The following is a 24,775-nucleotide window of genomic DNA, read 5'->3' on the forward strand; positions in this document are numbered from 1 at the left end:
GCGGGCGAGGTCGTCGTACTACTGCGGCCTCGCCCTGACGGCTTGACGAACGAATGTCAGCTGACGGAGGTCGTCGTGACGTGCGCTCGTTACGGAATGCCGCGAACGCGCGCGGGACGAGTATTGCCCTACGCCGCACGCGCTCTTCCCGCCCCCCTCTGCGGGTGAGGGTGGGCCTCGCGCCAGCGAGTGTCGGGAGAGGAGAGCGACCTCTCCGGCTACGGCGCTCCCCTCTCCCCCCCTGCTCCGCAGGGTACCCTCCCCCGCAGAGGGGGGAGGGAGAATGCCTGGCGGCCAAATCGCCGACGGATTTCCTAGCTGATACGATTCGCGAGACGACCGAGGCTGGCGGGGAGATCGAGGTCATCCGCATCATCTCCGCCCGCAAGGCCGATCGTTCGGAAAGGCGACGCTATGAACACGAAGCTGGTTAGCTACGAGATCGACCTCGCCAATCCGCCGACGCTGAGCGAGGCGCAGACGGCGGAGCGGGAGGCCCTTGCGGCGAAGCCGGACGCGGAGATCGACCACAGCGACATCCCGACCCTGACGGAGGCGTTCTGGCAGAACGCCGTGCGCAACCCGTTCTACCGCCCGGTCAAGACCTCGACGACGGTGCGGATCGATGCCGACGTGCTGGCCTGGCTGCGGGCGCCCGGGCGCGGCTACCAGACCCGCATCAACGCGATCCTGCGCCGCGAGTTGCTGGCGGCGCTGAGGAAGGGCTGAGGCCCTCACTCCGCCGCCTCGCGCGCGGCCGGCGCCTGGCCGGCGCCGTAGGAGCGGGTCGGCGCGACGAAGCCGCAGGACGTGCCGTCCACGACCTTCACCTGATCCTCCCACGGCAGCCTGTACCGGCCGGCGGCGAGGTCGTGCATGTAGGTGTAGGGGCAGTCCTGCGCGCCGCCCTTCACCGCCGTGTAGCCGCGGTGGCCGAGCTGGTAGATGTTGTTCTCGACGCCCCAGTGGATCCGCGCCTCGCGCACGAGGTCGGGCCGGACCTCGGCGGTGATGATCTCGTCGACGCGGCCGGTGGTGCCGTGGGCGAGGATCGCCCCGTCGAAGTTGCAGACCATGCCCTCGCCCATCGAGTCGAAGGTGCCGTCCGAGCCGCACAGGCAGACGTTGGCGGTGACCATCAGGTTGCAGAAGGCGTTCGACTGGTTGGTGAAGCGCCAGGATTCGCGGATCGGCGCGGTGTAGCCGGCCGTGCGGATCATGATCTCGGCGCCCTTGTAGGCGCATTCGCGCGCCATCTCCGGGAACATCCCGTCGTGGCAGATGATCAGGGCGAGCTTGGCGCCCTTCGGCCCGTCGATCACCGGGATGCCGAGGTCGCCGGGCTCCCACGGCTCCACCGGCACCCAGGGGTGCATCTTGCGATAGTACAGCTTCACGTCGCCGGCATCGTCGATGATCAGGCCGGTGTTGTAGGGCGCGCCGTGCGGGTTGAGCTCCATGATGGAGAAGCAGCCCCAGATCCGGTTGTCGACGCAGGCCTTGCGGAAGGCGGCGACCTCCGGCCCGTCCATCCGGCACATCAGCTCCGGCCGGGTGTCCATCGACAGGCCGTGGAGCGCGTATTCGGGAAACACCACGAGATCCATGCTCGCCATGTTGGCCCGCGCCTTGGCGACCATCGCGACGATCCGATCGGCCTGCGCGCCCAGGTCGGCCGGCGTCTCGACCTTCGGCAGCTTCAGCTGCACGAGGCCGACGACGACGCCGTTCGGGGATTTGTTCAGCCCACCGAGACCGTTCATGCGAAACCTTATTTCGAGAGGGAGAGCTCGCCCGGCGCGCCGGCCAGCGCCCGGTCGGGCGACGAGGTGGCGATCAGCAGGGCCAGGGTGAGCACGTAGGGTGCGGCGTAGTACAGGTAGTAGCCCTGCGTGACGCCGACCGATTGCAGCGCCGGCCCGAGCGCCCCGGCGCCGCCGAACAGCAGGGCGGCGGCGAAGCACGCGAGCGGGTTCCAGCGGGCGAAGATCACCAGCGCCACCGCCATCAGCCCCTGGCCCGAGGAGATCCCCTCGTTCCACGAGCCCGGATAGTACAGCGACAGGTAGGCGCCGCCGATCCCGGCGAGCACGCCGCCGGCGGCGGTCGCGAAGAGCCTCACGCGGTCGACGTCGTAGCCCATGGCACGCGCCGCGTCGGCGCTGTCGCCGACGACGCGCACGATCAGCCCGGCCTTGGTGTTGCGGAACGCCCACCACAGGAACACCGCGAGCGCGGCGCCGACGAGGAACAGCACATTGACGCGCAGCGCCGCCTGGATCTGCGGCACGTCCGACCAGAACCCGAACGGGATCGCCGGAAGCGGCGGCGCCGAGGGCTGGATGAAGGCCTTGCCGAAGAAGAAGGCCAGCCCGGTGCCGAACAGCATCAGGGCGATGCCGACCGCCACGTCGTTGACCCGCGGCAGGCGGCAGACGAACCCGTGCAGAAGCCCGAAGGCACCGCCGGCGAGCCCCGCCACCGCGACGCCGGCCCAGGGCGAGCCGGTGAGCACCGCGGTGGCGTAGGCCGACATCGCACCGAACACGAGGGTGCCCTCGAGGCCGAGGTTGATCCGCCCCGAGCGCTCGGTGATGGTCTCGCCGAGGCTGACGAACAGGAACGGCGTCGAGACGCGGATCGCGCCGCCGACCACCGCGATCAGGACGCTCCAGAGCCCGAGATCGCCGCTCATCGCCCGCCCTCCGCCGCGCTCATGAGGGCGCTCATGCGGGCGCTCCCGCCGGCAGCGCGGCGGCGGCGCGCTTGGTGGCCCACAGGTGCGGGCTGAACAGGTGCAGGCGCCCGTAGAGCGTCTCGCTGGCGAGCACCACGAGGAACAGCAGCCCCTCCAGCACCAGCACGGTGGCGTCGGGCAGCTGCATCCGGCGCTGGATCAGCCCGCTCGACGCCTCGATCCCGCCGAGCAGGAACGCGACCGGCATGATCGCGATCGGGTTCTGGCGGGCGAGGAAGGCGACGAGGATGCCGGTGTAGCCGTAGCCGGCGGCCAGCGTGCCGTTGGCGGTGCCCTGAACCGCGACCACCTCGAAGAACCCGGCGAGCGCCGCGAAGGCGCCGCCGAGGGCGGTGAAGCCGACGATCAGCCGCCCGACCGGCAGACCCTGGATCTGCGCCGCGCGCACGTTGCCGCCGGCGATCCGCGCGGCGAAGCCCAGCGTCGTGCGGTCCATCAGCACGTAGGCGACGAGGCAGGATAGGACGCCGACGCCGAGGCCCCAATGCACCCCGATCCCCGGCATCGGCGCGAGCATGAAGGCGTCGCCGACGGGCAGCGTCGAGGGCTTGTTGAGGCTCGCCGGATCGCGCAGCCAGCCCTCGATCAGGTGGTTGGAGAGCGCGATGGCGATGTAGGACAGCAGCAGGCTCGAGATCGTGGCGTTGACGCCGCGATAGGCCTGCAGAAACCCGACGGCGCCGATCCAGACCGCGCCGACCAGCGCCGCGGCGAGCGCCATCAAGGGGATCGCGAGACCGGGCGGAAGGGCGGCCAGCGGCTGGGCCGCGGCGGCGGCGCTGAGGCCGCCCAGCACGATCGCCCCCTCCCCGCCGATCACCACGAGGCCGAGGCGGGCGGGCAACGCGACGCAGAGCGCGGCGAACAGCAGGGGCGCGGCGCGTTGCAGGCTGTTGCCGAGCGCGAAGGACGAGCCGAAGCCGCCGCGATAGACGATGTCGACGAACTGGAGCGGCGACTTGCCCAAAGCCGCCAGGAACAGCCCGAACAGGACGAAGCCCGCGAGCGCCGCGCCGACCGGGATCAGGAACGCCTCCGAGCGCCGCGCCAGCCAGGCCCGGGCCTGAAGGCCGCGCGCCGGCGGATCCGCCGTCTCGACCGGTGCCACAGCGGCGTCCGCGACCATCCCGCACCTCCGAACCGGTTCCACCATCCTGCGACGCGTGCGGCAGGAAGCGTGCCAGCCCCGCAACCGGGCCGGTGCAAGCCTTCGCCGCCCCTTCCCTCCCCCTCTGCGGGGGAGGGAGAGCGTCGAACCGTGCCTCAGACCGAGCCCTTCACGCCCGCGACCAGGTAGTTCGTGCTTTCCAGCTCGGCCGCCTTCTCGGGGTAGCCCTTTCCGGCGGCGAGGATCTCCTTGCCCGCATTGTCCTTGAGCGGTCCCTTGATGATCTGGTAGCCGCCCTTCATCATCTCGGCCTTGACCGCGTCCGCGTTCTTGCGCGCCGCGTCGCTGACGCCCGGGCCGTAGGGGCTCATCTTGACGTAGCCGTCGGCGAGGCCGCCGCGGACGAAGTTCTCCGGCACCTTGCCGGCCTGCATCGCCTCGACGAAGCCCTTGTAGATCGGCAGCCAGTTCCACTCCGCCCCGGTGAGGTACTTCTGCGGCGCCAGCGGCGACTGGTCGACGTGGTAGCCGCAGACGAAGGCGCCCCGGCGGGCGGCGGTCTCCACCGTCACCTTCGGGCTGTCGACGTGGCAGGTGACGACGTCGGCGCCGCCGTCGATCAGCGCGTTGGTCGCCTCGGCCTCCTTGACCGCGAGCGACCACTCGCCGGTGAAGATCACCTGGCAGGTGATCGACGGGTCGACGCTCTGCGCGCCGAGCAGGAAGGCGTTAATGTTGTTGAGGACCTGCGGGATCGGCTTGGCGGCGACGAAGCCGAGCTTCTTCGACTTGGTGGCGTGCCCGGCGGCGATGCCGTTGAGGTACTGCCCCTGCGCGATGTAGCCGAAATAGGAGCCGGCGTTCTTCGGGTCCTTGTCGGTCCACAGGCCGCCGCAGTGCCGGAACTGGATCTTGGGGTTCTTCTTGGCCTCGGCGACCATGTAGGGGCTGTAGTAGCCGAACGAGGTCGGGAGCAGCAGCGTCGCCCCGTCAAGGTTGATCATGCTCTCCATGGTCTTCTCGACCGCGTTGGTCTCGGGGACGCGCTCCTCTTCCGTGACCTCCAGGCCGGGCATGCCCTTCAAAGCCTTGGCGGCGAGGGCGTGGGCCTGGTTGTAGCCGTAATCGTCCTTCGGCCCGACATAGATGAAGCCGGCGGTGAGCGTGCCGGCGGCGCGCGCCCGCGAGAGGGGCGTCAGCGCGAGCGCGGCGGCGCCCCCGAGGAGGTGCCTGCGCGAAAGCGAATGATCTGCCAAAGCCGTCTGCTCCGTCCCGAATGCGGGGCGAAGTCTAGGCTTGGCCGCAACACCGGCGAAGCCGAGATTTTCGGCATCGTCGGCGTCGTCGCGGCTCAGCGCGACGCCTGATCGACTTGGATCAGGCGCCTAAAAACAGTCCTGCCACTGCGAATCTTTTCGGCAAAGCTCGTGGCGGCGTTCGGACCGACCTCAGCGGCTGCGATAGGCCCGCGCGTCGCGGCCGTCGCGCAGGGAACCGGTGACGAGGCCGTCGTCGACCCCGTAGACGCTCCGCGCGTCGCCACGCGGGGTGCGGCCCGCGGCGTCGAGGGCGTTCGGGATGGCGGCGCGGCCTTCGAGGCCGCCGGGCGCGAGCGCGGGCGGGATGCCGGCGGGCGCGTTGTAGCTCTGGGCGAAGGCGGTGGTGGACAGGGCGAGCCCGAGGGAGGCGGCGAGGATCAGGCGTGCGGTCATGGAAGACATCCGAGGTTCGATCGGTCGGCGACCCCGTGGTCGCCGACGCTCTCGGACCTAGATTTTCACCAGACCTGCCTTTGGAAAGGGCCGTGAATGCTGAAGTTTTAGCCTGATTTCTCGGGAATACCCGCCGCGGGCGGATCGAACGGGCCGGCCCGGCCGAACTCTAAGATTAAAAGGCGCATTTAATCAAATACTTAACAGAGCAATCGGTCGCCGCTGCCCTGTTATTCGGCATGTGGCACGCTTCTTTCGCGGAGCGTGCGGTTCGGCACCCGGCCCGTCGCTGCGGGTGCCGGGCTAGCCCCGGCCGATGGTCGCCACGATCTGCCCGTGCGGCTCGTCGGTCGGCAGGAACACGGTGTTGGCGTTCGCAAGCCCGAACGGCGCCAGGTTGATCGGGATGTAGTGCTTGTTCGGCATGGCGAACCCGATCTCGCCGACCTCGGGAATCGCGGCCAGCACCGTCTCGCCCATCCGGTACATGCTGTCCTGCACGCCAAGGCTGTAGGTGGTGCCGAACACGGTGAGCAGGTGGGTGAGGATGTCGGCGTTGGCGGCGGCGTAATCGGCCGGCGGCCGCGTCCAAGTCCAGGTCGCGTCCATGGCGGTGGCGGCGATACGGTCGGTGGTGTCGGGCAGGGTGCGGTAGCCGTCGTCGACGAAGTCAGACCAGCCCGATTGCGTGGTCTTCATGAAGGTGAAGTTGCGCAGGCCCGATTGCAGCGCGCGCGCGCCCCGGCTCGCGACGAGCCGGACGAAGCCGGTGCCGTTGGCGTCCAGCGTGAAGGTGTGGCCGTGCGGCTCGCCCGCGACGGCGTAGCGGAGCCAGCGCGTCTCCAGCCCCTCGATCGTGACCTCCTCGATCTGGGGATAGGTGTCGAGGAACACCGCCGCGACCGCCTCGACGAAGGCTTCCTTGTCGAGGGACAGGTTCTTGGCCGCGGTGACGTTGACGATGTTCTTGACGCTGTCGGTGGCGACGCAGGCGCGGTTGTCGCCCGCGGTCCAGGCGGCGTCGAAGGCGCCCTTCATCAGCACGGTGAGGGTGAGCTCGCGCGGGGTGTGGTGGTCGCCCTCGCGGGTCAACCGCATGACCCGGACACGGCCCTTGCCGTAGGTCGAGGCGATGAGCGGCATGGAGGTCTCCGGTTCGGGTGGAGGTTCGTCGGAGCGTCTTCGCCGGATCGCGCGGACGGGCGCGATCCCGCGACGGGCGTCAGTGCTCGGAGGCCGCGGCCTGGCGCAGGGCCGCGTCGCGGGCGTCGGCCGTGCTGCCGAGGCCGTTGAAGAACAGGTTGAGGACCACCGCGGCGATCGCGCAGAGCAGGATGCCGGATTCGAGCAGCGGATGCAGCGCGTGCGGCATCTGCTTGAAGAAGTTCGGCGCGACGAGCGGGATCATCCCGAAGCCGACCGAGACCGCGACGATGAACAGGTTGTTGCGGTTGCGGGCGAAGTCGACCGCCCCGAGGATGCGCGCCCCGGTGGCGCCGACCATGCCGAACATCACGAGGCCGGCGCCGCCGAGCACGCATTGCGGCACCGCCTCGACCAGGGCGGCGAGCTTCGGGATCAACCCGAGCCCGAGCATGATCACGCCGCCGACCACGGCGACGTAGCGGGTGCGCACGCCGGTGACGCCGACGAGGCCGATGTTCTGCGAGAACGAGGTGTAGGGAAACGTGTTGAACACGCCGCCGATGATCGTGCCGAGCCCGTCGCCGCGCAGGCCCTTGGTCAGGCGCCTCTCGTCGACCGGGTCGGCGCAGATCTCGGCGAGCGCCAGGAACATGCCGGTCGACTCGATCATCACCACGATCATCACGATGCACAGCGTCACCACCGAGACCGGGTCGAAGGTCGGCAGCCCGAAGGCGAAGGGGCGCACCACGTCGAACCACCCGGCGGCGGCCACGTGCGAGAAGTCGACCAGCCCGAAGACGCCGGCCACGAGCGTGCCGACGACGATCCCGATCAGCACCGAGGCGGAGGCGACGAAGCCGGTGCCGTAGCGGGTGATCGCCAGGATCACGCAGAGCACGAAGGCGGCGATCCCGAGGAAGACCGGCGCGCCGTAGTTCGGGTTGCCGACCCCGCCGGCCGCCCAATTCACGCCGACGCGCATCAGCGAGATGCCGATGACGAGAATGATCGTGCCGGTGACCACCGGCGGGAACAGCGGCAGCAGCCGCCCGACGAGCGGTGCCACCAGGAACGCGAACAGCCCGGCGGCGATCACCGCGCCGTAGATGCCGGTGAGCCCGATCTCCGGGCTCGCGCCCATGGCGATCATCGGCGTGACGGCGGCGAAGGTCACGCCCATCATCACCGGCATGCGGATGCCGATGCCGGGCAGGCCCCAGCTCTGCACCAGGGTGGCGAGGCCGCCGGCGAACAGGTCGGCGCTCACCAGCATCGCCACCTGCTCCGGCGCCAGCTTCAGGGCGCGCCCGACGATCAGCGGCACGGCGACGGCGCCGGCATACATCACCAGCACGTGCTGGAGGCCGAGGAGCCCGAGCGCGAGGGCGCCGACCCGGGCGACCGGCGCGGTGGCGGGCCCGAGCGGCACCGGACCGCTCTCGGGCAGGACATCCGGGTGGGCCGTGCTCGACATCGGCGAACGCTCCAGCAGGCCGCCGGATCGGTCCGGCTGCCGAGGACAGATCCTCGCGCAAGGCATGTGCCAGCGCAGGCCCCGCAGGGGCGGGCGATCGCGCGGCCGACCCGCCCGACGGACGCGCCGCTTGGCCCGTTGCCTGCTACCCTCGGCCGCGAGACCCGACGCGCGAGGCCCGATGACGATTCCCCTGGCCGACCTGAACGCGATGGCGGAGGCCGACTTCGTCGCCGCCCTCGGCGCGGTGTTCGAGCACGCGCCCTGGGTGGCGCAGCGGGCGGCCGCCGCACGGCCCTTCGCCACCGTCGAGGCGCTGTACGGCGCGATGCGCGCCGCGGTGGAGACGGCGCCCGACACGGCGCGCCTCGCGCTGCTGGCGGGCCATCCCGAGCTGGCGGGCCGCGCGGCGCGCGACGGCGCCATCGCCCCCGATTCGATCGCCGAGCAGGCGGCGGCCGGGCTCGACCGGATGTCGGACGCGGAATACGCGCGCTTCGAAGCGCTCAACGCGGCCTACCGCGCGAAATTCGGCCTGCCCTTCATCCTCTGCGTCAAGCGGCACGGGCGCGCCGCGCTGCTCGCCGCCTTCGCGGCGCGTCTCGACTCCGACGCCGCGACCGAGCGGCGGACCGCCGAGGCCGAGGTCCTCCGCATCGCCGCGATCCGCCTGAACGCGCTGGTCTCCGGCGAGGGGCCGCTCAGGACGACGGGGCGGATCTCGACGCACGTGCTCGATACGGTGAGCGGGCGCCCGGCGGCCGGCGTCGCGGTGAGCCTCCACGAGATCGTCTCGGAGACCGAGACGGCCCTGGTGGCGCGGGCCGTGACCAATGCCGACGGGCGCACCGACGCGCCGCTCGTCGGCGGCCGGCCGGTGCCGATCGCGGTCTACGAGCTGCGCTTCGCCCTCGGCGACCATTACCGCCGGCTCGGGCTTTCGCTCGCCGAGCCGCCCTTCCTCGACGTCGTGCCGCTGCGCTTCGGCGTCGCGGAGCCGGAGGGGCACTACCACGTGCCGCTGGTGGCGACGCCGTGGAGCTTCCAGACCTATCGCGGAAGTTGAGCCGCACCGCGGAAAATCGTCTTCCTGGGGCGCACCGCGGCGGGGTTCGCGCGTTGTCGGCGCAGATCCCACGAGGAGCCGCCATGCTGCGTTCCGCCCAAGTCCTGATCTTCTCGCTCTGCCTCGGCTGCGGCTTGGCCGGCGCGGCCTCGGCCCAGTCCGTCGGCGCCCCCGCCGGGCGCGTCGCCGCGACCGCCCCGGGCGGCACGGTCGGCAAGGCCGGGGCGCGCAACCGGATGGAGGCGATCCGCAGCGGCGACGCCTACGGCCGGCGCCGGATGCGCCACCACCGCCGCCACCGGCGCTGAGCCGCCCGCGCCCCTCACGTGATCACGGAGATCCCATCGATGCGCCTCGCCACCCTCACGGCCCTGACCCTCGCCGCCGGCCTCGGCCTCGGCGGCTCCGCCTTCGCCCAGTCGACGGGCGCCCCTGCGGGGCTCGACCCCGCGACGGCGCCCGGCGGCACCGAAGGCCGCGCCGGCCCGCAGAACGAGATGAACGCCGTCCGCGACGGCGACGCGGTGGCGGTTCCGCCGCCGGCGGGCGGCGTCACGACGGAGGCGCCGCCGCGCCGGGACGACGTGCCGCCGCGGCCCCGCTACTGAACCGGACGCGCGGGCGGCCCCCCGCTCGCGCGCCGGAGACGGCGGCCCGCTACTGCGGCAGCTTGTCGTCGATGCCCTTCACGTACCAGTTCATGCCGAGGATCATCGGGTCGGGCGCGTCATCGCCCGCCTTCACTGCGACCGTGCCGTCCTGCTTCGTCACCGGGCCGGCGAAGGGGTGGACCTTGCCCGACGCGATGCCGGCCTTGGTCTCCTCGGCCATCGCCTTCACGTTGTCCGGCATGTTGGTGAAGGGCGCGAGCACGACCATGCCGTCCTTGATGCCGCCCCAGGTGTCGTGGCTCTTCCACGAGCCGTCGAGCACCGCCTTGGCCTCGCCGATCACGTAGCCGTCCCAGTCGTCGGTGATCGAGGTCAGCTGCGCCTTCGGGGCGAAGCGGAACTGGTCCGAGGACTGGCCGAAGGCGAGCTTGCCGGCCTTCTCGGCCTCCTGCAGCGGGGCCGCGGAATCGGTGTGCTGGGTCAGGATGTCGGCGCCCTGCGCGAGCAGGGCCTTGGCGGCCTCCGCCTCCTTGCCCGGGTCGAACCAGGTGTTCACCCAGACGATCTTGAGCTTGACGTTGGGGTTCACCGACTGCGCGCCCAGCATGAAGGCGTTGATGCCGCTCACCACCTCGGGGATCGGGAACGAGGCGATGTAGCCGACCGTGCCGGACTTCGAGAGCGTGCCGGCGATCTTTCCGCAGACGTAGCGGCCCTCGTAGAAGCGGGCCGAGTAGGTCGAGACGTTGGCGCTGCGCTTGTATCCCGTGGCGTGCTCGAACTTCACGGTGGGGAATTTCTTGGCGACCTTCAGGGTCGGCTCCATGAAGCCGAACGAGGTGGTGAAGATCAGCTTGGCGCCCGAGCGCGCCAGCTTCTCGATCGAGCGCTCGCTGTCGGCCTCGGGCACGCTCTCGAGAAACGTGGTCTCGACCTTGCCGGGCATCGCCGCCTCGAGCGCCTTGCGGCTGAGGTCGTGCTGGTAGGAATAGCCGTAATCGGCCACCGGGCCGACATAGACGAAGCCGACCTTGAGCTTGTCGTCGGCCCGCGCGGCGGGTGCGAGCAGAAGAGCCGCCAGGATGGCGCCGGTGATCGTCCGCATGGTCGTCGATGTCCCCAAGGTCGATACCCCCAACATGGCCCCCGCCTTCTAGCGGTGGGGCGTGAATTCGCGGCCCAGGGCGGCGGGCGCCAGCGAGCCGCCCTGGCGCCGCCCGAGGGACAGCAAGACCAGGGCCAGGATCGTCGCAACGTAGGGCAGCGCCGACAGCGCCTGCCCCGGCAGGCCGAGGCCCGCGGCCTGGGCGTGGAGCTGGAGCACCGTCGCGCCGCCGAACAGCAGCGCCCCGGCGGCCACCCGCAGCGGGCGCCACGAGGCGAACACCACCAGCGCCAGGGCGATCCAGCCGCGCCCGGCGGTCATCCCCGGCGACCAGAACGGGGTGTAGGCGAGCGACAGGTAGGCGCCGGCGAGCCCGGCGCAGGCGCCCCCGAACAGGACCGCGAGGACGCGGACCTTGCGCACCGGCAGGCCGAGCGCGTGCGTCGCGGTGTGGTCGTCGCCGATGGCGCGCAGGACCAGCCCGGCGCGGCTCCGGCCGAGGAACCACCACACCCCGAGCACCAGGGCGACCGCGACGTAGACGAAGGCGTCCTGCCCGAAGAGCAGGTCGCCGACGACCGGCAGGTCGCTCAACCCCGCCAGGTGGAGGTGGGGCGCCGGATCGCGCTTCATCCCGACGTAGCCGGTGCCGACGAGGCCCGAGAGCCCGAGGCCGAGGATCGTCAGGGCGAGGCCCGAGGCGACCTGGTTGGCGGCGAGCCCGACCGTGAGGATCGCGAACAGCCCCGACAGCGCGAGCCCGGCGCCGGCGCCGCCGAGCGCGCCGGCGAGCGTCGAGCCCGTCTCGGTGGCGACCGCGAAGCCGGCGGCGGCGCCGAGCACCATCATTCCCTCGGTGCCGAGGTTGAGCACCCCGGAGCGCTCCGCCACCAGCTCGCCGATCGCGGCCAGGATCAGGGGCGTGGCCGCGGTCAGCACGGTGACGAGCACCATCTGGACGATGTCGAGGGTCATGGCCGCCTTCTCACCATGCCCGGCGCCTCACGCGGTCCGCCGGGGGCCGCCCGGCACGAGCCGGACGCGGTAGCGGGCGAGCACGTCCGCCCCGAGCACGAAGGCGAGCAGCAGCCCCTGGAACGCGCGGGTGAGGTCGAGCGGCAGCTTCAGGTCGATCTGGGCCGACTCGCCGCCGATCGTGGTCAGCGCGATCACCCCGGCGGCGACCAGGATTCCCGGGGGGGACAGCCGCCCGAGGAAAGCGACGATGATCGCGGTGAAGCCGTAGCCCGGCGAGATCGTCGGCTGCAGCTGGCCGATCTTGCCGGCCACCTCGCAGATGCCGGCGAGCCCGGCCGCCGCCCCCGAGATCGCGAAGACGGCGAGCGTCAGGCGCGCGTCGCTGAAGCCCGCGAACCGCGCCGCGCGCGGCGCGGCGCCGACGACGCGGACCTCGAAGCCGAACAGCGTCCGGGCGAGGACGAGCGTCGCGACGATCACGGCAGCGAGCGCGATCAGCACGCCGGCATGCAGCGTGTCGCCCTCCATCAGGTAGGGCAGCCGCGCCGCCGGATCGAACGGCACGCTCTGCGGGAAGTTGAAGCCCGCCGGATCGCGCAACGGCCCGCGGGCCATGTAGTCGAGCAGCAGCTCCGCGACGTAGACCAGCATCAGGCTGGTCAGGATCTCCGACACGCCGAGGCGGACCTTCAGGAGCGCCGGGATCATCGCGTAGGCGAGGCCCGCCAGCGTGCCGGCGGCCAGCATCGTCGGCAGGATCCAGGCCGTGAAGCCCTCCGCCCCTTGCGTCGCGACGCCGATCCAGCCGCCGGCCAGGCCGCCGACCACGAACTGGCCCTCGGCGCCGATGTTCCACAGGCTCGCACGGAAGCAGAAGGCCAGCCCCGTGGCGACCAGCGCCAGCGGCGCCGCCTTCAGCGCCACCTCCTGCAGCGACCACACCTCGCTCAGCGGGGTGACGAAGTAGGTCGTGAACGCGGCCCCCGGCGCGACGCCGAGCAGTGCCACCGCGATCCCGCCGACGAGCACGGCGCCGGCGAAGGCGATGACCGGCGACAGCGCCGAGAGCACGGCCGAGCGCCGGGCGCGCGGGCTCAGATCGAGGCGCATGGGAGGCTCTGAACAGTCGGAAAGAATCGCGGGCGGCTCCTCCCTCCCCCCTCTGCGGGGGAGGGCGGGCCTCGCGTCAGCGAGGGTCGGGAGAGGGGAGCGACGGTGCCGGACGCGGCGCTCCCCTCTCCCCCCCTGCTGCGCAGGGTACCCTCCCCCGCTTCAGGGGGAGGGAAGAACGCCGCAGCTTCACGCATGCGATCCGCCCATCAGCAAGCCCACCGCCTCGCGGGTCGTCTCGCCCGCCGGGACCGGCTCGGAGAGGGTGCCGGCATGCAGCACCGCGATCCGGCTCGCGATCTCGAACAGCTCGTCGAGGTCCTGGCTGATCACCAGCAGCGCGGCGCCGCGGGCGGCGAGATCGATCAGCGCCTGGCGGATGCGGGCGGCGGCCGAGGCGTCGACGCCCCAGGTCGGCTGGTTGACCACCAGAACGCCGGGCTCCGCCTGGATCTCGCGCCCGACGACGAACTTCTGCAGGTTCCCGCCCGACAGGGTGCCGGCGGCGGGGTCAGGGCCGGCCTTGCGCACGTCGAAGGCCGCGATCACGGCGGCCGCGAGCGCGCGCGCCGCCCCGCGCCGGAGCAGGCCGAAGCGCGCGAGCGGCGCGGTGGCGTGGCGCGAGAGCACCGCGTTCTCGGACAGGCTCATGCCCGGGGCGGCCGCGTGGCCGTTGCGCTCCTCGGGCACGAAGGCCGCGCCGCGCCGGCGCCGCGCGTTGATGTCGAGCCGCCCGACGGCCGCGCCGTCGACGACGACCGCCTCGGCCCGCGCCGCGGCGGTCTCGCCGGAGAGCGCGGAGAAGAACTCCGCCTGCCCGTTGCCGGCGACGCCGGCCACGCCGAGGATCTCGCCGCCCCGGACGGTGAGGCGGATGTCGGCGAGCGCGGTGCCGTGCAGGCCGGGCGCCGGCAGGGACAGGCGATCGAGGACGAGGCGCGGCGGGCCGAGCGCGGCGCCGGCGCGGCCGGTCACCGCGCCGACCTGCGCCCCGACCATCAGGGCCGCGAGCGAGCGGGCGCTCTCCCCCTGCGGATCGCAGGCGCCGACGACGCGCCCGTGGCGCAGGATGGTGGCGCGGGTGCACAGGCGCCGCACCTCGTCGAGCCGGTGCGAGATGTAGAGCAGCGCCCGGCCCTCGTCGCGCAGCCGCTCCAGCACCGAGAACAGCTGCTCCGCCTCGCCCGGCGTCAGCACCGAGGTCGGCTCGTCGAGGATGACGAGGCGCGGGTCCTGAAGCAGGCAGCGCACGATCTCGATGCGCTGGCGCTCCCCGGCCGAGAGCGACCAGACCGGCCGGGCGGGATCGAGGTGCAGGCCGTAGGCCGCCCCGAGCGCGGCGATCCGCTCGGCGAGCGCCCTGCCCGAGAGGGTCTTCGGCATGACGAGGGCGATGTTCTCGGCCACCGTCAGGTTCTCGCAGAGCGAGAAGTGCTGAAACACCATCCCGATGCCGATGGCGCGCGCCGCCTCGGGGTCGGGCAGCTGCACGATGTCGCCCTTGTGGGTAACGACGCCCTCCGTCGGCTCCAGCAGCCCGTAGAGGATCTTCATCAGGGTCGACTTGCCGGCGCCGTTCTCGCCGAGCAGCGCGTGGATCTCGCCGGCGCGGATCTCGAGGTCGACGCCGTCGTTGGCCTTGAAGTCGCCGAAGCGCTTGACGATGCCGTAGGCCCCGTAGAGCGGCGCGGTGCCGGCGGCGGGCGACGGCACGGCCGCCATCAGGCGCCGCCGAGGAGGCTGAGGGCGAGCCGGCCGTGGTCCTCGCGCAGCTTCCGCGTGTCCATGCCGACGGGGTTTCCGTCGACCACCCGCCACCGGCCCGCGACCATCACCCGGTCGGCGCGGTGCGCGCCGCACAGCACGAGCGCGGCCAGCGGATCGTGCGCGCCGGAGAAGCGCAGCGCGTCGAGGGTGAACAGCGCGAGGTCGGCCTCGCGGCCCGGCTCGATCCGGCCGATGTCGTCGCGCCCGAGGCAGCGGGCCGAGCCCTCGGTGGCCCAGCGCAGGGCGTCGAGATGCGTCACCGCTTCGGCGCCGTAGGTCAGGCGGTTGATCATCAGGGCGTGGCGCACGCCCTCCATCAGGTTGGAGCTGTCGTTCGAGGCCGAGCCGTCGACGCCGAGGCCAACCGGCGCGCCCGCCGCCTCCAGCTCGCAGGTGCGGCACTGCCCCGAGGCCAGCGTCATGTTCGAGGTTGGGCAGTGGCAGACGCCGACGCCGGCCTTGCCGAGCCGCCGCACCTCGTCGTCGTTGAAGTGGATGCCGTGCGCGAGCCAGGCCCGCGGGCTCATCCAGCCGACCTCCTCGAGGTAGTCGACCGGCCGCTGGCCGAACATCTCCAGGCAGTAGGCGTCCTCGTCCAGCGTCTCGCCGAGATGGGTGTGGAGCTGGCAGTCGTGGCGGTCGGCGAGCGCCGCGCTCTCGCGCATCAGCCGCTTGGTGACGTTGAAGGGCGAGCACGGCGCCAGCCCGATCCGCACCATCGCGCCGGGCTTCGCGTCGTGGAACAGGTTCAGCACCCGCTCGCTGTCGGCGAGGATGGTGTCGTCGTCCTGCGTCAGGCATTCGGGCGGCAGGCCGCCGTCCTTCTCTGACAGGCTCATCGAGCCGCGGGTGACGAAGGCGCGGATGCCGAGGCTGCGCGCCTCGTCGACCTGCACGTCGACGGAATCCTCGAGCCCCTTCGAGTAGAGGTAGTGGTGGTCCCCCGCCGTGGTGCAGCCGGAGAGCAGCAGCTCGGTGTAGGCGAGCCGCGTCGCGAGCCGGAACGCGTCGGGGGTGATCTTGTCCCAGACCGTGTAGAGCGCCTTCAGCCACGGGAACAGCGGCTTGTTGATCGCCAGCGGGTGGGCCCGCGTCAGCGTCTGGAAGAAGTGGTGGTGGGTGTTGATCAGCCCGGGGATGACGACGTGGCGCGACGCGTCGAAGGTCTCGTCCACCGGCGCGGCGGGCTGCGCGCCGGCCGCCACGCGCTCGACGATGCGGCTGCCCTCGACCACGATGCCGCCGCCGGCGCCCTCGGCGAGGATCGCCAGCGGATCGCGAATCCACAGGCGCCGGAGCGTTTCGCCCCCTCGGGGCCTGGCGTCGGATCCCGTCATGCCGTCTCCCATCCCGTCACGGTCGTGCGATCAGCGATCCAAACGGCGATCAGAAGATGTGGAACGCGACGCCGGCGAGGAAGCTCTTCTCTTCCGTGCCCTTGAACGTCGCCGTCTCGACGTTGCCGAACTTGTTCAGCCAGTACTGGAAGCCGATGAAGGCGTCGACCTTGTTGGGCTGGTCGTAGATCAGCTTGCCCACGTCGAGCACCAGGTTGGTGCGCGACAGGAATTCGAGACCGCGCTTCGGGTTGAAGGCGAAGTCGGCCACGTTCTGCACGCCGCGGCCCTTGGGCAGCACGATGTTGTTGAAGCCGGTCAGGCTCAGCGGCAGGTTGGTGAAGGCGAGGGGGAAATTGTAGACCACCTCGAATTCCGGCACCACGTCGAAGCTCTGGTCGCGATCGGGCTGCAGGTTGAATCCGTTGCGGTTCCATTCCTTGTAGGCGTGGACCGACAGGTTCAGGAACCCGGCCGGCACGTCGAAGGAGAAGTTGAGGCCGCCGACCACGTCGCGCTTCTTCGAGCCGAACGCGTCGTTCTGCGAGTTCGCGTCGAAGCCGAAGGCGAGGGAGATGTCCTTGACGATGCCCGGCAGCGTGAACGCCTTGGAGTTGGTCAGCGCGTTGAGGCTCAGGGTGCCGCGATAGAGGCCGTAGGCTTCGGTGTTGCCGTAATCGGCGAAGAACGGCGCGCCGACGCTGCCGGGCGGGTTCGTGGTGCCGGCCGGGAATTGCGACCCCGACTTGAGGATGTCGAGCGAGAAGAAGTTCGTGCCGTAGGCCCAGGCGTCGGCATGCGAGATGTTGTAGATCTGCTTGGGCGCCTCGCGGCTGACGAACGAGCCGTCGGCCTTCTGGATCTGGACGCCCGGCGACACGGTCGGGAACTGGTAGCGATAGCTGAACTGCGTGTCGGCGAAGAGGAAGAACGGCGCTTCCTTGGCCGGCGCCTCGACGGGCGCCTTGTCCTTCTTCGCGTCGAGATCGGCCGCCGCGCCGTATCCCACCAGACCGAGCGACATGGCCGCTGCAACGAGTCCCCGAGCGATCATGTCTGCCCTCTCCGTGCCGAAAATCCGGTGAGCAGGCAGCAACCGATATGCCAGCGCGTGCCACCTGGGCGAGAGGCGGCGGCCGAGTCATAATTCGGCAACAGGTTTGCCGGCCGAGCGCAGGCGCCCGCTCCGACGGGTGCGGCGGCGGCGACCCTGAAACGCGCGACGCGGCGGCCGGGCTCCCACCTCCGGCGGCGCGTCGTCCGCCGACGAACGCGCCACCGCCCATGACGTCGGCAGCATGCGCACAACATTCGAGCAATGTCGGGCAGTATTTGCGGATGCATTCCGCGCCATCGCCCGACATCGTCGCGTCGTGCGCCGCCGAGCCGGCCGCAGGACGGGAGATTCGCGCCGATGGTGACCGTGGATGCCGAGCCGGGCCCGCTGGCGATCGACCTGGCGACGACGGCGCTGGTGATCATCGACATGCAGCGCGATTTCCTGGAGCCCGGCGGCTTCGGCGAGAGCCTCGGCAACGACGTCTCGCTGCTCGCCGCCGCCGTGCCGCCGGCGCAGGCGCTGCTGGCGGCGGCGCGGCGGGCCGGCCTCCTCGTGGTCCACACCCGCGAAGGGCATCGCCCCGACCTGTCGGACGCGCCCGCCGCCAAGATCGCCCGCGGCACGCCGTCCGCCCGCATCGGCGCGCCCGGGCCGATGGGGCGCATCCTGATCCGCGGCGAGCCCGGCCACGACATCGTCGCCGACCTCGCGCCCGCCCCCGGCGAGCCGGTGGTCGACAAGCCGGGCAAGGGCGCGTTCTACGCCACCGACCTGGCCGAGATCCTGGCCGCGCGCAGCGTCGCCACGCTGCTCGTCTGCGGCGTCACCACCGAGGTCTGCGTCCACACCACCGTGCGCGAGGCCAACGACCGCGGCTACCGCTGCCTCGTGGTGTCGGATGCCTGCGGCTCGTACATCCCGGCCTTCCACGCGGCCGGCCTCGCGATGATCGTGGCGCAGGGCGGCATCTTCGGATGGGTGTCGGATTCGCATCGCGTCGTCGCCGCGATCGCCGCCGGCCGCACCGCATGATCGACCACGCCCCGAGCCGCCAAGCTTGGCCCGGTTATTGCCCGGCGAGCGCGACAGATGAAGCAGGAGTTCGTTGGATGCGTACGGTCTTGGCAAGCACCCTGTGTCTCGCGTTGCTGACGACGTCGGGCCTCGCGCAATCCTACACCGCGCCCGCGCCGACCGACGTCCCGTCAAGCGGCACGAAGAGCCTCAACAAGGCCGACCGCAAGATCGCCTGCACCCAGGAAGCCGACCGCCGCAACATGCGCGGCCTGAGCCGGCAGCAATATCGCGCCGCCTGCCGCAACCGCCCGATCCCGCGGGGCTGAGCGGCCGCGCCTTGCCGAGCGGGCGATCGGGTTCTATCCGCGCCGGGCCGTGACCGATCCACGCCCGAAGCGAGTGCCCCGGTGGACGCCCCGACACGCTACGCGCTCTACGTCACGCCGGAGCCCGGATCGGCGCTCGCCGCCTTCGGCGAGGCGGTCCTCGGCGATGCGCCCCTGCCCGGATGGGACGCGGCCGCGCGCGCGGCGCTCGCCGCCGTCACCGCGGCGCCGCGGGTCTACGGCTTCCACGCGACGCTGAAGGCGCCGATGCGCCTCGCCGCGGGCCGGACCGAGGGCGACCTCCTCGCCGCCTGCGCGGCGCTGGCGCAGCCCCGCGCGCCCCTGGCGGTCGGGCCCCTCGCGGTGACCCTGCTCGGGGACTTCGTCGCCCTGGTGCCCACCGCGCCGCCGCCCGGGCTCGGCCTGCTCGCGGCCGAGTGCGTCGCCGCCCTCGACCCGTTCCGGGCCGGCCTCACCCCGGCGGAGCGGGCGCGCCGCCAGCCGGAGCGCCTCGACGCGCGCCGCCGCGCGCTCCTCGACCGCTGGGGCTATCCCCACGTCTTCGAGGCCTTCCGCTTCCACATGACCCTGACCGGCCGCCTCGCCGGCGACGCCCGCGAAACCTGGCGCGCCCGCCTCGCGGCGGCCTGCCCGCCGACGTCGCTGACGATCGACGCGATCACGCTGCTGCGCCAGGACGGCGCGGCGCCGTTCCGCATCCTGCGCCGGATCCCGTTCGCTGCGTAGCCGCACGGCGCGCCCGTTCACGACGAAACCGCGGGTCGCGGCGCGGCTGTCATCCTATCGTCGCGCGCGACGGGTCTACCGGCGCATCCCTCGCGGCGGACGGCACGCATGCTCATCGTCGATAGCCTCACGCGGCGCTACGGACCGCGCCTCGCGGTCGACCGGATCTCGCTGCGGATCGAGCCGGGCAGCTTCGTCGGGGTGATCGGGCGCTCGGGCGCCGGCAAGTCGACCTTCCTGCGCATGCTCAACCGCCTCGCCGAGCCCTCGGCCGGGCGGATCCTGTTCGACGGGCTCGACGTCACCGCGCTCCGGGGGCGCGACCTGCGCCGCTGGCGCGCCCGCTGCGCCATGGTGTTCCAGCAGTTCAACCTGGTCGGCCGCCTCGACGTGCTGACCAACGTGCTGATGGGGCGCCTCGCCCACGCCCCGAGCCACCGCGCGCTCCTGAAGCTGTGGTCGGCCGAGGACCGGGCGCGGGCGCTCGCGGCGCTCGAGGCGTTCGACATGGCGGGCTTTTCCGCCCACCGCGCCGACCAGCTCTCGGGCGGGCAGCAGCAGCGGGTCGCGATCGCCCGCGCGCTGGTGCAGGAGCCCGACATCATCCTCGCCGACGAGCCGGTGGCCTCGCTGGACCCGCGCAACACCAAGCTGGTGATGGATGCGCTCGCCGACGCCAACCGGCGCCTCGGCATCACCGTGCTGTGCAACCTGCACTCGCTCGACCTCGCCCGCGCCTATTGCGACCGGCTCGTCGGCCTCGCCGACGGCCGCGTGGTGTTCGACGGCGGCGCCTTCGACCTCACCGAGGACGTCGCCAAGCAGCTCTACGGCCTGGAGGCCGGCGAGGTGATGGACCGGGCGCCGCACGCGGTCGAGCCCGCCGCACTCGTCGCCTGACCCCGGACGAACCCCGTGCCACGCCCCTTCCCGGAGATGATGATGCTCGACCGTCGCACCCTCGTCGGCGCCCTCGCGGGCGGCCTGGCCGCGCTCGCCCTGCAGCCCGCCCTGGCTCAGGATTGGAAGGCGACGGTGCCCGAGATCACCCTCGGCGCGATTCCCGTCGAGAACGCCACGGGCACCACCGACCGCTACGCGCCGCTCGCCGCCTACCTCACCAAGGCGCTCGGGGTGCCGGTGAAGCTGCGGGTCGCCAACGACTACGCCGCGGTGATCGAGGGCCAGCGCGCCGGCAACATCCAGATCGCCTTCTACGGCCCGGCCTCGTTCGCCCGCGCGGTGATGACGGGGGTGAAGGTCGACCCGATCGTCAACCAGAAGCACGATAACGGCGCCTCGGGCTACTACTCGGTGCTCTACGTGCGCGCCGACAGCCCGTACCGGACGATCGCGGACCTGAAGGGCAGGAACCTCGCCCTGGTCGACCCGAACTCGACCTCCGGCAACCAGGCCCCGCGCTTCTTCCTCAACAAGAGCGGCCACGACGTCGACGCGCTGTTCGGCAAGACCGTCTACGCCGGCAGCCACGAGAACGCGGTGCTGGCGCTGACCCAGGGCACGGCCGACGCCGCCGCCAACCTGTGGAACTCCGAGACCGATTCCGTCGTCACCCGCATGGCCGCCAAGGGCATGCTGAAGAAGCCCGACGGCACGCCGCTGAGCCCGTCCGACTTCCGCATCGTCTTCAAGTCCGCGTTCCTGCCCGAGGGCCCGTTCGCGATGCTGTCGAGCCTGCCCGCCGACCTGAAGCGCAAGATCGTCGAGGCCTTCGTCGCTTTGCCGACCGCCGACAAGGCCGCCTTCGACCGCCTCTCCGACGGCAAGGACCTCGGCCTCACCCCGGTGACGCTGGAGGATTACCAGCCGATCATCGAGATGCTGAAGTTCAACGACGCGCAGCGCCGCAAGTCCTGATCCCGGGACCGGACGGGTCGCCGCCGTGAGCGGGCGGATCGCGCCGCTGCCGCCCGAGCGGGCGGCGGCCCTGGCCGAGGCCTACGGGCGCGCGGTCGCGTCGACCCGGCGGCGGAGCCTGGCATTCCTCGCGGTCGTCGCCGGGCTGCTGGTCCTGTCGGGCCTGATGGCCGAGGTGCGCCCGCTGGTGCTCGCCGACAACATCGGCAACCTCACCGCCTATCTCGGCCGCATCCTGCCGCACCTGACCCTCGCCGACCTGCGCGGCGACCTCGCCGAATGGTACTGGGGCCTGCCGAAATGGGCGGCGCTCCTCGGCGAGACCGTGCTGATGGCCTATCTCGGCACGCTGCTCGGCGGCGTCGGCGCCTTCCTGCTGTGCTTCGGCGCGGCCGCGAACCTCGCCCGCACCCGCGCCGGCCGCTTCCTGACGCGCCGCGCCCTCGAGGTCCTGCGCACGGTGCCCGAGATCGTGTTCGCCCTGCTCTTCGTCATCGCCTTCGGCCTCGGCCCGATGGTGGGCGTGCTGGCGCTCGCCCTCCACACCACGGGGGCGCTCGGCAAGCTGTTCTCCGAGGTGGTCGAGAACATCGACATGAGGCCGGTCGAGGGGCTGACCGCATCGGGCGCCTCGCGGATCCAGGCGATCCGCTTCGCGGTGCTGCCGCAGGTGCTGTCGAGCTTCGCCTCCTACGGGCTGCTCCGCTTCGAGATCAACGTGCGCGGCGCCGGGGTGATGGGCTTCGTCGGCGCCGGCGGCATCGGCCAGGAGCTGCTGGTGGCGATCCGCAACTTCTACGACGCGGACGTGAGCGCGATCCTCCTGATGATCGTCGCGACGGTGATGGCGATCGACCTCGGCACCGAGCGGCTGCGCCACCACCTCATCGGGGCGGAGGGCGCGCGATGAGCCAGCCGCCGCGTCCCGTGGACGTCGCCGCCCTGCGCCGGCGCCACCCCGACGCGTTCCGGACCGCGTGGGGCGCGCGGCTCGCGACGCTCGCGACCCTGGCCGCCCTCCTCGGGCTCGCGGCGTTCGCGATGGTGCGCCTCGACTTCTCGGCCACCCGCATCGTGAGCGGCCTCGGGCGGCTCGCCGAGTTCTCGCTGATGATGCTGCCGCCCTCGGCCGGCGGCCGCTTCCCCGATTTCCTGCACGCGCTCGGCGAGACCCTGGCCATCGCCTTCCTCGGGACGCTGGCCGCGGCGCTCGTCGCCTTCCCGCTGGCGCTGCTCGCGGCCCGGAACGTGGTGCCGAACCCGTTCGCGCATTTCGCGGTGCGCCGCGGCCTCGACGTGGTCCGCTCGGTCGACGTGCTGATCTGGGCGCTGGTCTGGATCAACGTCGTTGGGCTCGGCCCCTTCGCCGGCGCGCTGGCCATCGCCTGCTCCGACGTCGGGGCGCTCGGCAAGCTGTTCTCGGAGGCGGTCGAGACCGTCGATCGCCGCGACGGCGAGGGCGTCGCGGCCTCCGGCGGCGGCGCGCTCCACCGCATCCGCTTCGGCCTCGTGCCCGCCGTCCTGCCGGTGCTCGGCAGCCAGGTGCTGTACTTCTTCGAATCGAACACCCGATCGGCGACGATCATCGGCATCGTCGGCGCGGGCGGCATCGGCCAGTACCTGAGCGAGCTGATCCGGGTGCTCGAGCTGCAGCAGGTCGCCTGCCTCGTGCTGATGATCCTCGTCGCCGTGGCGGCGATCGACGCCGTGTCCGGCCGGCTGCGCCGGGCGCTGATCGGCGGGCCGGCGCGGTAGGCCGGGTGCCGCTTCCCTACAGAAAGCGGCCGGGGTCGAACGGCGCCAGCGGGATCTCGGGCGCCTCGCCGCCGACGAGCTGGGCGACGAGGCGCCCGGTGCGCGCCGACCCGACGAGGCCGACATGGCCGTGGCCGAAGGCGTAGACCACGTCCCCGGTGCGGCGGGCGCGGCCGATGCAGGGCCGCCCGTCCGGCATGCTCGGGCGATGGCCAAGCCACATCCGGATCCGCTCGGCCGGCACGGTCGCGGGCAGGTCCGGGAACATGCCGGTCAGGTGGTCGCGCAGGATCTCGGCGCGCTTCCAGTTCGGCGCCGCGTCGAGCCCGGCGAACTCGACCTGGCCCGCCGCGCGCAGGCCGCCGTCCATGGCGTTGACCACCATCTTGGCGTCCGAGGCCATCACCGGGGTGCGCGGCCCCGCCTCGGCGCCGGCGATCATCACGTGGTAGCCGCGCTCGCTCTCCAGCGGCAGCCGGTCGCCGAGGCTCGCGGTCAGCGCGCCCGAGCGGGCGCCGGCGGCGACCACCGCCCGGTCGCACGGGATCGCGCCGGCCTCGGTCTCCACCGCGACGAGCCGACCCGCGTCGAGGCGGAACCCGGTGGCGCGGGTGCGGGCGTAGGTCGCGCCGCGGGCGCGGGCGAGGTCGGCGAGCCCGGCGACGTAGCCGCCCGGGTCGCGGCAATGGCCCGCCTCCTCGACCATCACCCCGAAGGTGTAGCGGCGATGCAGGGTCGGCTCGCGCTGGCGCAGCTCGTCGGCCGAGAGCTCGAGCCATCGCACGCCGACCGCGCGCCGGATCGCCCAGGCCGCGGCGTCGGCCGCGAAGGCCGCCCGGTCGGGATAGACGTGGAGCAGGCCGCGCCGCTCGATCAGGTGGCCGAGGCCGGCCTCCTCGGCGAGGCCGGCATGGAGGCGGGGCGCATCCGCCAGCAGGGTGCGCATCGCCCGCGCCGTCTCGGTGATCTGCCGCCCGGTGCGCGCCGCCCAGATGTAGCGCACCAGCCAGGGCAGCACCCGGGGCAGGTAGCGCCAGCGGATGGCCAGCGGCCCGAGCGGGTCGGCGAGGTAGGACGGCACGCGCTTCCAGATGCCGGGCTCCGCCGGCGGGATCACCGAGTGCGACGAGAGCCAGCCGGCATTGCCGTAGCTCGACGCCTGCTCCCCGCCGGGCACGCCCGGATCGACCACCGTGACGCGATGGCCGGCGCGCAGGCATTCGAGCGCGCTCACGGTCCCGACCGCCCCCGAACCGATGATCACGACGTGGCGGGCCGATGGCTCGGTCATGGGTTGCGTATCCTGCCGGGGGCGCGTGCGCCTCGCATCCGGGGTCAGTAGTCAACCCGGGCACCTGCGAGCAACGCCGCCCTCGGCGGCCCTGCCCATGCCGGGGAGCATGAGGCGTCGCCTTGCGCCGCGACGCGCTTGCTTCGAAGGCTGCCGACGAGGGAAGGGAAATTCCTTACCTCAAGCCGCCGAGGCCGCGATGGGTCCCCTCGTACGAGAGCGCAGCAAGATCACCGCGAAGGGCCAGACGACCGTCCCGAAGGCCGTGCGCCAGGCCCTGGGCGTCAGCTACGGCGGCGAGATCGCCTACGTCGTCGACGAGGGCGGCGTGCGCCTCACCCGCGTCGAGGTCGAGGGGGCGGACCCCGTGATCGAGGGATTCCTGGCCTTCCTCGCCCAGGACATGGCGCGCCGGCCGCAGGCCATCACGCCCTTCCCCGCCGATCTGATGGAGCGCATGTCGGCCCTCGCCGAGGGGATCGACGCCGATCCCGGCGCGGACATCGACGGTCCCGTGGCGCTCTGA

Annotated in this window: 26 protein-coding genes; 12 read left to right on the forward strand and 14 right to left on the reverse strand. The window is 72.1% G+C overall.

The genetic code is table 11. From position 1 onward, the window contains the following. Positions 1 to 414: 414 nt before the first annotated feature. Complete coding sequence (locus MKK64_RS24195; RefSeq protein WP_243938101.1) at positions 415 to 729, forward strand: BrnA antitoxin family protein; 315 nt, start codon at positions 415 to 417, stop codon at positions 727 to 729. 5 nt (positions 730 to 734) lie between these two features. Here MKK64_RS24195 and MKK64_RS24200 read toward each other — a convergent pair whose 3' ends face one another. The 7 genes from MKK64_RS24200 to MKK64_RS24230 all read right to left on the reverse strand — a co-directional run bounded on the left by MKK64_RS24200 (position 735) and on the right by MKK64_RS24230 (position 8,201). Continuing rightward, positions 735 to 1,763, reverse strand: a complete 1,029-nt coding sequence (locus MKK64_RS24200; protein ID WP_147728578.1) for a formamidase — start codon at positions 1,761 to 1,763, stop codon at positions 735 to 737. An 8-nt stretch (positions 1,764 to 1,771) separates the two neighbouring features. Continuing rightward, positions 1,772 to 2,695 (reverse strand): ABC transporter permease, encoded by a 924-nt coding sequence (locus MKK64_RS24205; protein WP_147728579.1) that lies wholly within the window; start codon positions 2,693 to 2,695, stop codon positions 1,772 to 1,774. 31 nt (positions 2,696 to 2,726) lie between these two features. Further along, the gene (locus tag MKK64_RS24210) at positions 2,727 to 3,884 is read right to left on the reverse strand and encodes an ABC transporter permease (RefSeq protein ID WP_243938103.1); all 1,158 of its coding nucleotides are present in this window, start codon (positions 3,882 to 3,884) and stop codon (positions 2,727 to 2,729) included. 137 nt (positions 3,885 to 4,021) lie between these two features. Next, positions 4,022 to 5,122, reverse strand: a complete 1,101-nt coding sequence (locus MKK64_RS24215) for a BMP family ABC transporter substrate-binding protein (RefSeq protein WP_147843347.1) — start codon at positions 5,120 to 5,122, stop codon at positions 4,022 to 4,024. A gap of 192 nt (positions 5,123 to 5,314) precedes the next feature. Next, positions 5,315 to 5,578: a hypothetical protein gene (locus MKK64_RS24220; RefSeq protein WP_147728710.1), complete on the reverse strand. Its 264-nt coding sequence runs from the start codon at positions 5,576 to 5,578 to the stop codon at positions 5,315 to 5,317. A 303-nt stretch (positions 5,579 to 5,881) separates the two neighbouring features. Then, positions 5,882 to 6,721: a factor-independent urate hydroxylase gene (gene pucL / locus MKK64_RS24225; RefSeq protein ID WP_243938105.1), complete on the reverse strand. Its 840-nt coding sequence runs from the start codon at positions 6,719 to 6,721 to the stop codon at positions 5,882 to 5,884. 79 nt (positions 6,722 to 6,800) lie between these two features. Then, a complete protein-coding gene (locus tag MKK64_RS24230) occupies positions 6,801 to 8,201 on the reverse strand; it encodes a nucleobase:cation symporter-2 family protein (RefSeq protein ID WP_243938108.1) in 1,401 nt (466 codons plus the stop codon). 181 nt (positions 8,202 to 8,382) lie between these two features. On the opposite strand from MKK64_RS24230, the gene uraD reads away from it, so the two are divergent. The 3 genes from uraD to MKK64_RS24245 all read left to right on the forward strand — a co-directional run bounded on the left by uraD (position 8,383) and on the right by MKK64_RS24245 (position 9,875). Next, positions 8,383 to 9,267 carry a 2-oxo-4-hydroxy-4-carboxy-5-ureidoimidazoline decarboxylase gene (gene uraD / locus MKK64_RS24235; RefSeq protein ID WP_243938110.1) on the forward strand — a complete coding sequence of 295 codons (885 nt, stop codon included), beginning with the start codon at positions 8,383 to 8,385 and terminating at the stop codon, positions 9,265 to 9,267. Positions 9,268 to 9,350: 83 nt separating this feature from the next. Then, positions 9,351 to 9,575 (forward strand): hypothetical protein, encoded by a 225-nt coding sequence (locus tag MKK64_RS24240; protein WP_147859447.1) that lies wholly within the window; start codon positions 9,351 to 9,353, stop codon positions 9,573 to 9,575. Between the two features lie 39 nt (positions 9,576 to 9,614). Beyond that, positions 9,615 to 9,875: a hypothetical protein gene (locus tag MKK64_RS24245; protein WP_147859448.1), complete on the forward strand. Its 261-nt coding sequence runs from the start codon at positions 9,615 to 9,617 to the stop codon at positions 9,873 to 9,875. Between the two features lie 49 nt (positions 9,876 to 9,924). On the opposite strand, the gene MKK64_RS24250 is transcribed toward MKK64_RS24245, so the two are convergent. The 6 genes from MKK64_RS24250 to MKK64_RS24275 form a co-directional block, all read right to left on the reverse strand. Then, positions 9,925 to 10,983, reverse strand: a complete 1,059-nt coding sequence (locus MKK64_RS24250) for a BMP family ABC transporter substrate-binding protein (protein WP_243938111.1) — start codon at positions 10,981 to 10,983, stop codon at positions 9,925 to 9,927. Positions 10,984 to 11,031: 48 nt separating this feature from the next. Beyond that, on the reverse strand, positions 11,032 to 11,958 hold the full coding sequence (locus MKK64_RS24255; protein WP_243938113.1) for an ABC transporter permease: 927 nt from the start codon (positions 11,956 to 11,958) through the stop codon (positions 11,032 to 11,034). 27 nt (positions 11,959 to 11,985) lie between these two features. Then, positions 11,986 to 13,071, reverse strand: a complete 1,086-nt coding sequence (locus MKK64_RS24260) for an ABC transporter permease (RefSeq protein WP_147843784.1) — start codon at positions 13,069 to 13,071, stop codon at positions 11,986 to 11,988. A gap of 189 nt (positions 13,072 to 13,260) precedes the next feature. Continuing rightward, complete coding sequence (locus MKK64_RS24265) at positions 13,261 to 14,793, reverse strand: ABC transporter ATP-binding protein (RefSeq protein ID WP_243938116.1); 1,533 nt, start codon at positions 14,791 to 14,793, stop codon at positions 13,261 to 13,263. Continuing rightward, the gene (locus MKK64_RS24270; RefSeq protein ID WP_243938118.1) at positions 14,793 to 16,175 is read right to left on the reverse strand and encodes an 8-oxoguanine deaminase; all 1,383 of its coding nucleotides are present in this window, start codon (positions 16,173 to 16,175) and stop codon (positions 14,793 to 14,795) included. The genes MKK64_RS24265 and MKK64_RS24270 overlap by 1 nt, the downstream gene beginning before the upstream one ends. A 49-nt stretch (positions 16,176 to 16,224) precedes the next feature. Continuing rightward, positions 16,225 to 17,229, reverse strand: coding sequence for a hypothetical protein (locus MKK64_RS24275; protein WP_147729244.1), 1,005 nt, complete (start codon positions 17,227 to 17,229; stop codon positions 16,225 to 16,227). A gap of 360 nt (positions 17,230 to 17,589) precedes the next feature. On the opposite strand from MKK64_RS24275, the gene MKK64_RS24280 reads away from it, so the two are divergent. The 7 genes from MKK64_RS24280 to phnE (MKK64_RS24310) all read left to right on the forward strand — a co-directional run bounded on the left by MKK64_RS24280 (position 17,590) and on the right by phnE (MKK64_RS24310) (position 22,958). Beyond that, a complete protein-coding gene (locus MKK64_RS24280; RefSeq protein WP_243938120.1) occupies positions 17,590 to 18,267 on the forward strand; it encodes a cysteine hydrolase family protein in 678 nt (225 codons plus the stop codon). Positions 18,268 to 18,344: 77 nt separating this feature from the next. Beyond that, positions 18,345 to 18,578, forward strand: coding sequence for a hypothetical protein (locus MKK64_RS24285; protein WP_147844746.1), 234 nt, complete (start codon positions 18,345 to 18,347; stop codon positions 18,576 to 18,578). A gap of 81 nt (positions 18,579 to 18,659) precedes the next feature. Further along, entirely contained in the window at positions 18,660 to 19,325 is a 666-nt protein-coding gene (locus MKK64_RS24290) for a DUF1045 domain-containing protein (RefSeq protein WP_243938122.1), read from the forward strand. 108 nt (positions 19,326 to 19,433) lie between these two features. Beyond that, on the forward strand, positions 19,434 to 20,225 hold the full coding sequence (gene phnC / locus MKK64_RS24295) for a phosphonate ABC transporter ATP-binding protein (protein WP_147729659.1): 792 nt from the start codon (positions 19,434 to 19,436) through the stop codon (positions 20,223 to 20,225). A gap of 42 nt (positions 20,226 to 20,267) precedes the next feature. Next, positions 20,268 to 21,203, forward strand: a complete 936-nt coding sequence (gene phnD, locus MKK64_RS24300) for a phosphonate ABC transporter substrate-binding protein (RefSeq protein ID WP_147729660.1) — start codon at positions 20,268 to 20,270, stop codon at positions 21,201 to 21,203. Positions 21,204 to 21,228: 25 nt separating this feature from the next. After that, positions 21,229 to 22,113 (forward strand): phosphonate ABC transporter, permease protein PhnE, encoded by an 885-nt coding sequence (gene phnE, locus MKK64_RS24305; protein ID WP_243938124.1) that lies wholly within the window; start codon positions 21,229 to 21,231, stop codon positions 22,111 to 22,113. After that, positions 22,110 to 22,958: a phosphonate ABC transporter, permease protein PhnE gene (gene phnE / locus MKK64_RS24310; protein ID WP_243938126.1), complete on the forward strand. Its 849-nt coding sequence runs from the start codon at positions 22,110 to 22,112 to the stop codon at positions 22,956 to 22,958. The genes phnE (MKK64_RS24305) and phnE (MKK64_RS24310) overlap by 4 nt, the downstream gene beginning before the upstream one ends. Positions 22,959 to 22,974: 16 nt before the next feature. On the opposite strand, the gene MKK64_RS24315 is transcribed toward phnE (MKK64_RS24310), so the two are convergent. Next, the gene (locus MKK64_RS24315) at positions 22,975 to 24,249 is read right to left on the reverse strand and encodes an NAD(P)/FAD-dependent oxidoreductase (protein ID WP_243938128.1); all 1,275 of its coding nucleotides are present in this window, start codon (positions 24,247 to 24,249) and stop codon (positions 22,975 to 22,977) included. A 199-nt stretch (positions 24,250 to 24,448) separates the two neighbouring features. On the opposite strand from MKK64_RS24315, the gene MKK64_RS24320 reads away from it, so the two are divergent. Continuing rightward, positions 24,449 to 24,775: a type II toxin-antitoxin system PrlF family antitoxin gene (locus MKK64_RS24320; RefSeq protein WP_243938130.1), complete on the forward strand. Its 327-nt coding sequence runs from the start codon at positions 24,449 to 24,451 to the stop codon at positions 24,773 to 24,775.

This window comes from Methylobacterium sp. E-025 (assembly GCF_022829705.1).
Lineage (GTDB): Bacteria > Pseudomonadota > Alphaproteobacteria > Rhizobiales > Beijerinckiaceae > Methylobacterium.

Excerpts from the sequence above, each read along its gene's own strand:
- MKK64_RS24195 (WP_243938101.1), top strand. The coding sequence starts at position 415 with ATGAACACGAAGCTGGTTAGCTACGAGATCGACCTCGCCAATCCGCCG.
- MKK64_RS24200 (WP_147728578.1), bottom strand. The coding sequence starts at position 1,763 with ATGAACGGTCTCGGTGGGCTGAACAAATCCCCGAACGGCGTCGTCGTC.
- MKK64_RS24205 (WP_147728579.1), bottom strand. The coding sequence starts at position 2,695 with ATGAGCGGCGATCTCGGGCTCTGGAGCGTCCTGATCGCGGTGGTCGGC.
- MKK64_RS24210 (WP_243938103.1), bottom strand. The coding sequence starts at position 3,884 with ATGGTCGCGGACGCCGCTGTGGCACCGGTCGAGACGGCGGATCCGCCG.
- MKK64_RS24220 (WP_147728710.1), bottom strand. The coding sequence starts at position 5,578 with ATGACCGCACGCCTGATCCTCGCCGCCTCCCTCGGGCTCGCCCTGTCC.
- pucL (WP_243938105.1), bottom strand. The coding sequence starts at position 6,721 with ATGCCGCTCATCGCCTCGACCTACGGCAAGGGCCGTGTCCGGGTCATG.
- MKK64_RS24230 (WP_243938108.1), bottom strand. The coding sequence starts at position 8,201 with ATGTCGAGCACGGCCCACCCGGATGTCCTGCCCGAGAGCGGTCCGGTG.
- uraD (WP_243938110.1), top strand. The coding sequence starts at position 8,383 with ATGACGATTCCCCTGGCCGACCTGAACGCGATGGCGGAGGCCGACTTC.
- MKK64_RS24240 (WP_147859447.1), top strand. The coding sequence starts at position 9,351 with ATGCTGCGTTCCGCCCAAGTCCTGATCTTCTCGCTCTGCCTCGGCTGC.
- MKK64_RS24245 (WP_147859448.1), top strand. The coding sequence starts at position 9,615 with ATGCGCCTCGCCACCCTCACGGCCCTGACCCTCGCCGCCGGCCTCGGC.
- MKK64_RS24250 (WP_243938111.1), bottom strand. The coding sequence starts at position 10,983 with ATGCGGACGATCACCGGCGCCATCCTGGCGGCTCTTCTGCTCGCACCC.
- MKK64_RS24255 (WP_243938113.1), bottom strand. The coding sequence starts at position 11,958 with ATGACCCTCGACATCGTCCAGATGGTGCTCGTCACCGTGCTGACCGCG.
- MKK64_RS24260 (WP_147843784.1), bottom strand. The coding sequence starts at position 13,071 with ATGCGCCTCGATCTGAGCCCGCGCGCCCGGCGCTCGGCCGTGCTCTCG.
- MKK64_RS24265 (WP_243938116.1), bottom strand. The coding sequence starts at position 14,793 with ATGGCGGCCGTGCCGTCGCCCGCCGCCGGCACCGCGCCGCTCTACGGG.
- MKK64_RS24270 (WP_243938118.1), bottom strand. The coding sequence starts at position 16,175 with ATGACGGGATCCGACGCCAGGCCCCGAGGGGGCGAAACGCTCCGGCGC.
- MKK64_RS24275 (WP_147729244.1), bottom strand. The coding sequence starts at position 17,229 with ATGATCGCTCGGGGACTCGTTGCAGCGGCCATGTCGCTCGGTCTGGTG.
- MKK64_RS24280 (WP_243938120.1), top strand. The coding sequence starts at position 17,590 with ATGGTGACCGTGGATGCCGAGCCGGGCCCGCTGGCGATCGACCTGGCG.
- MKK64_RS24285 (WP_147844746.1), top strand. The coding sequence starts at position 18,345 with ATGCGTACGGTCTTGGCAAGCACCCTGTGTCTCGCGTTGCTGACGACG.
- phnC (WP_147729659.1), top strand. The coding sequence starts at position 19,434 with ATGCTCATCGTCGATAGCCTCACGCGGCGCTACGGACCGCGCCTCGCG.
- phnD (WP_147729660.1), top strand. The coding sequence starts at position 20,268 with ATGCTCGACCGTCGCACCCTCGTCGGCGCCCTCGCGGGCGGCCTGGCC.
- phnE (WP_243938126.1), top strand. The coding sequence starts at position 22,110 with ATGAGCCAGCCGCCGCGTCCCGTGGACGTCGCCGCCCTGCGCCGGCGC.
- MKK64_RS24315 (WP_243938128.1), bottom strand. The coding sequence starts at position 24,249 with ATGACCGAGCCATCGGCCCGCCACGTCGTGATCATCGGTTCGGGGGCG.
- MKK64_RS24320 (WP_243938130.1), top strand. The coding sequence starts at position 24,449 with ATGGGTCCCCTCGTACGAGAGCGCAGCAAGATCACCGCGAAGGGCCAG.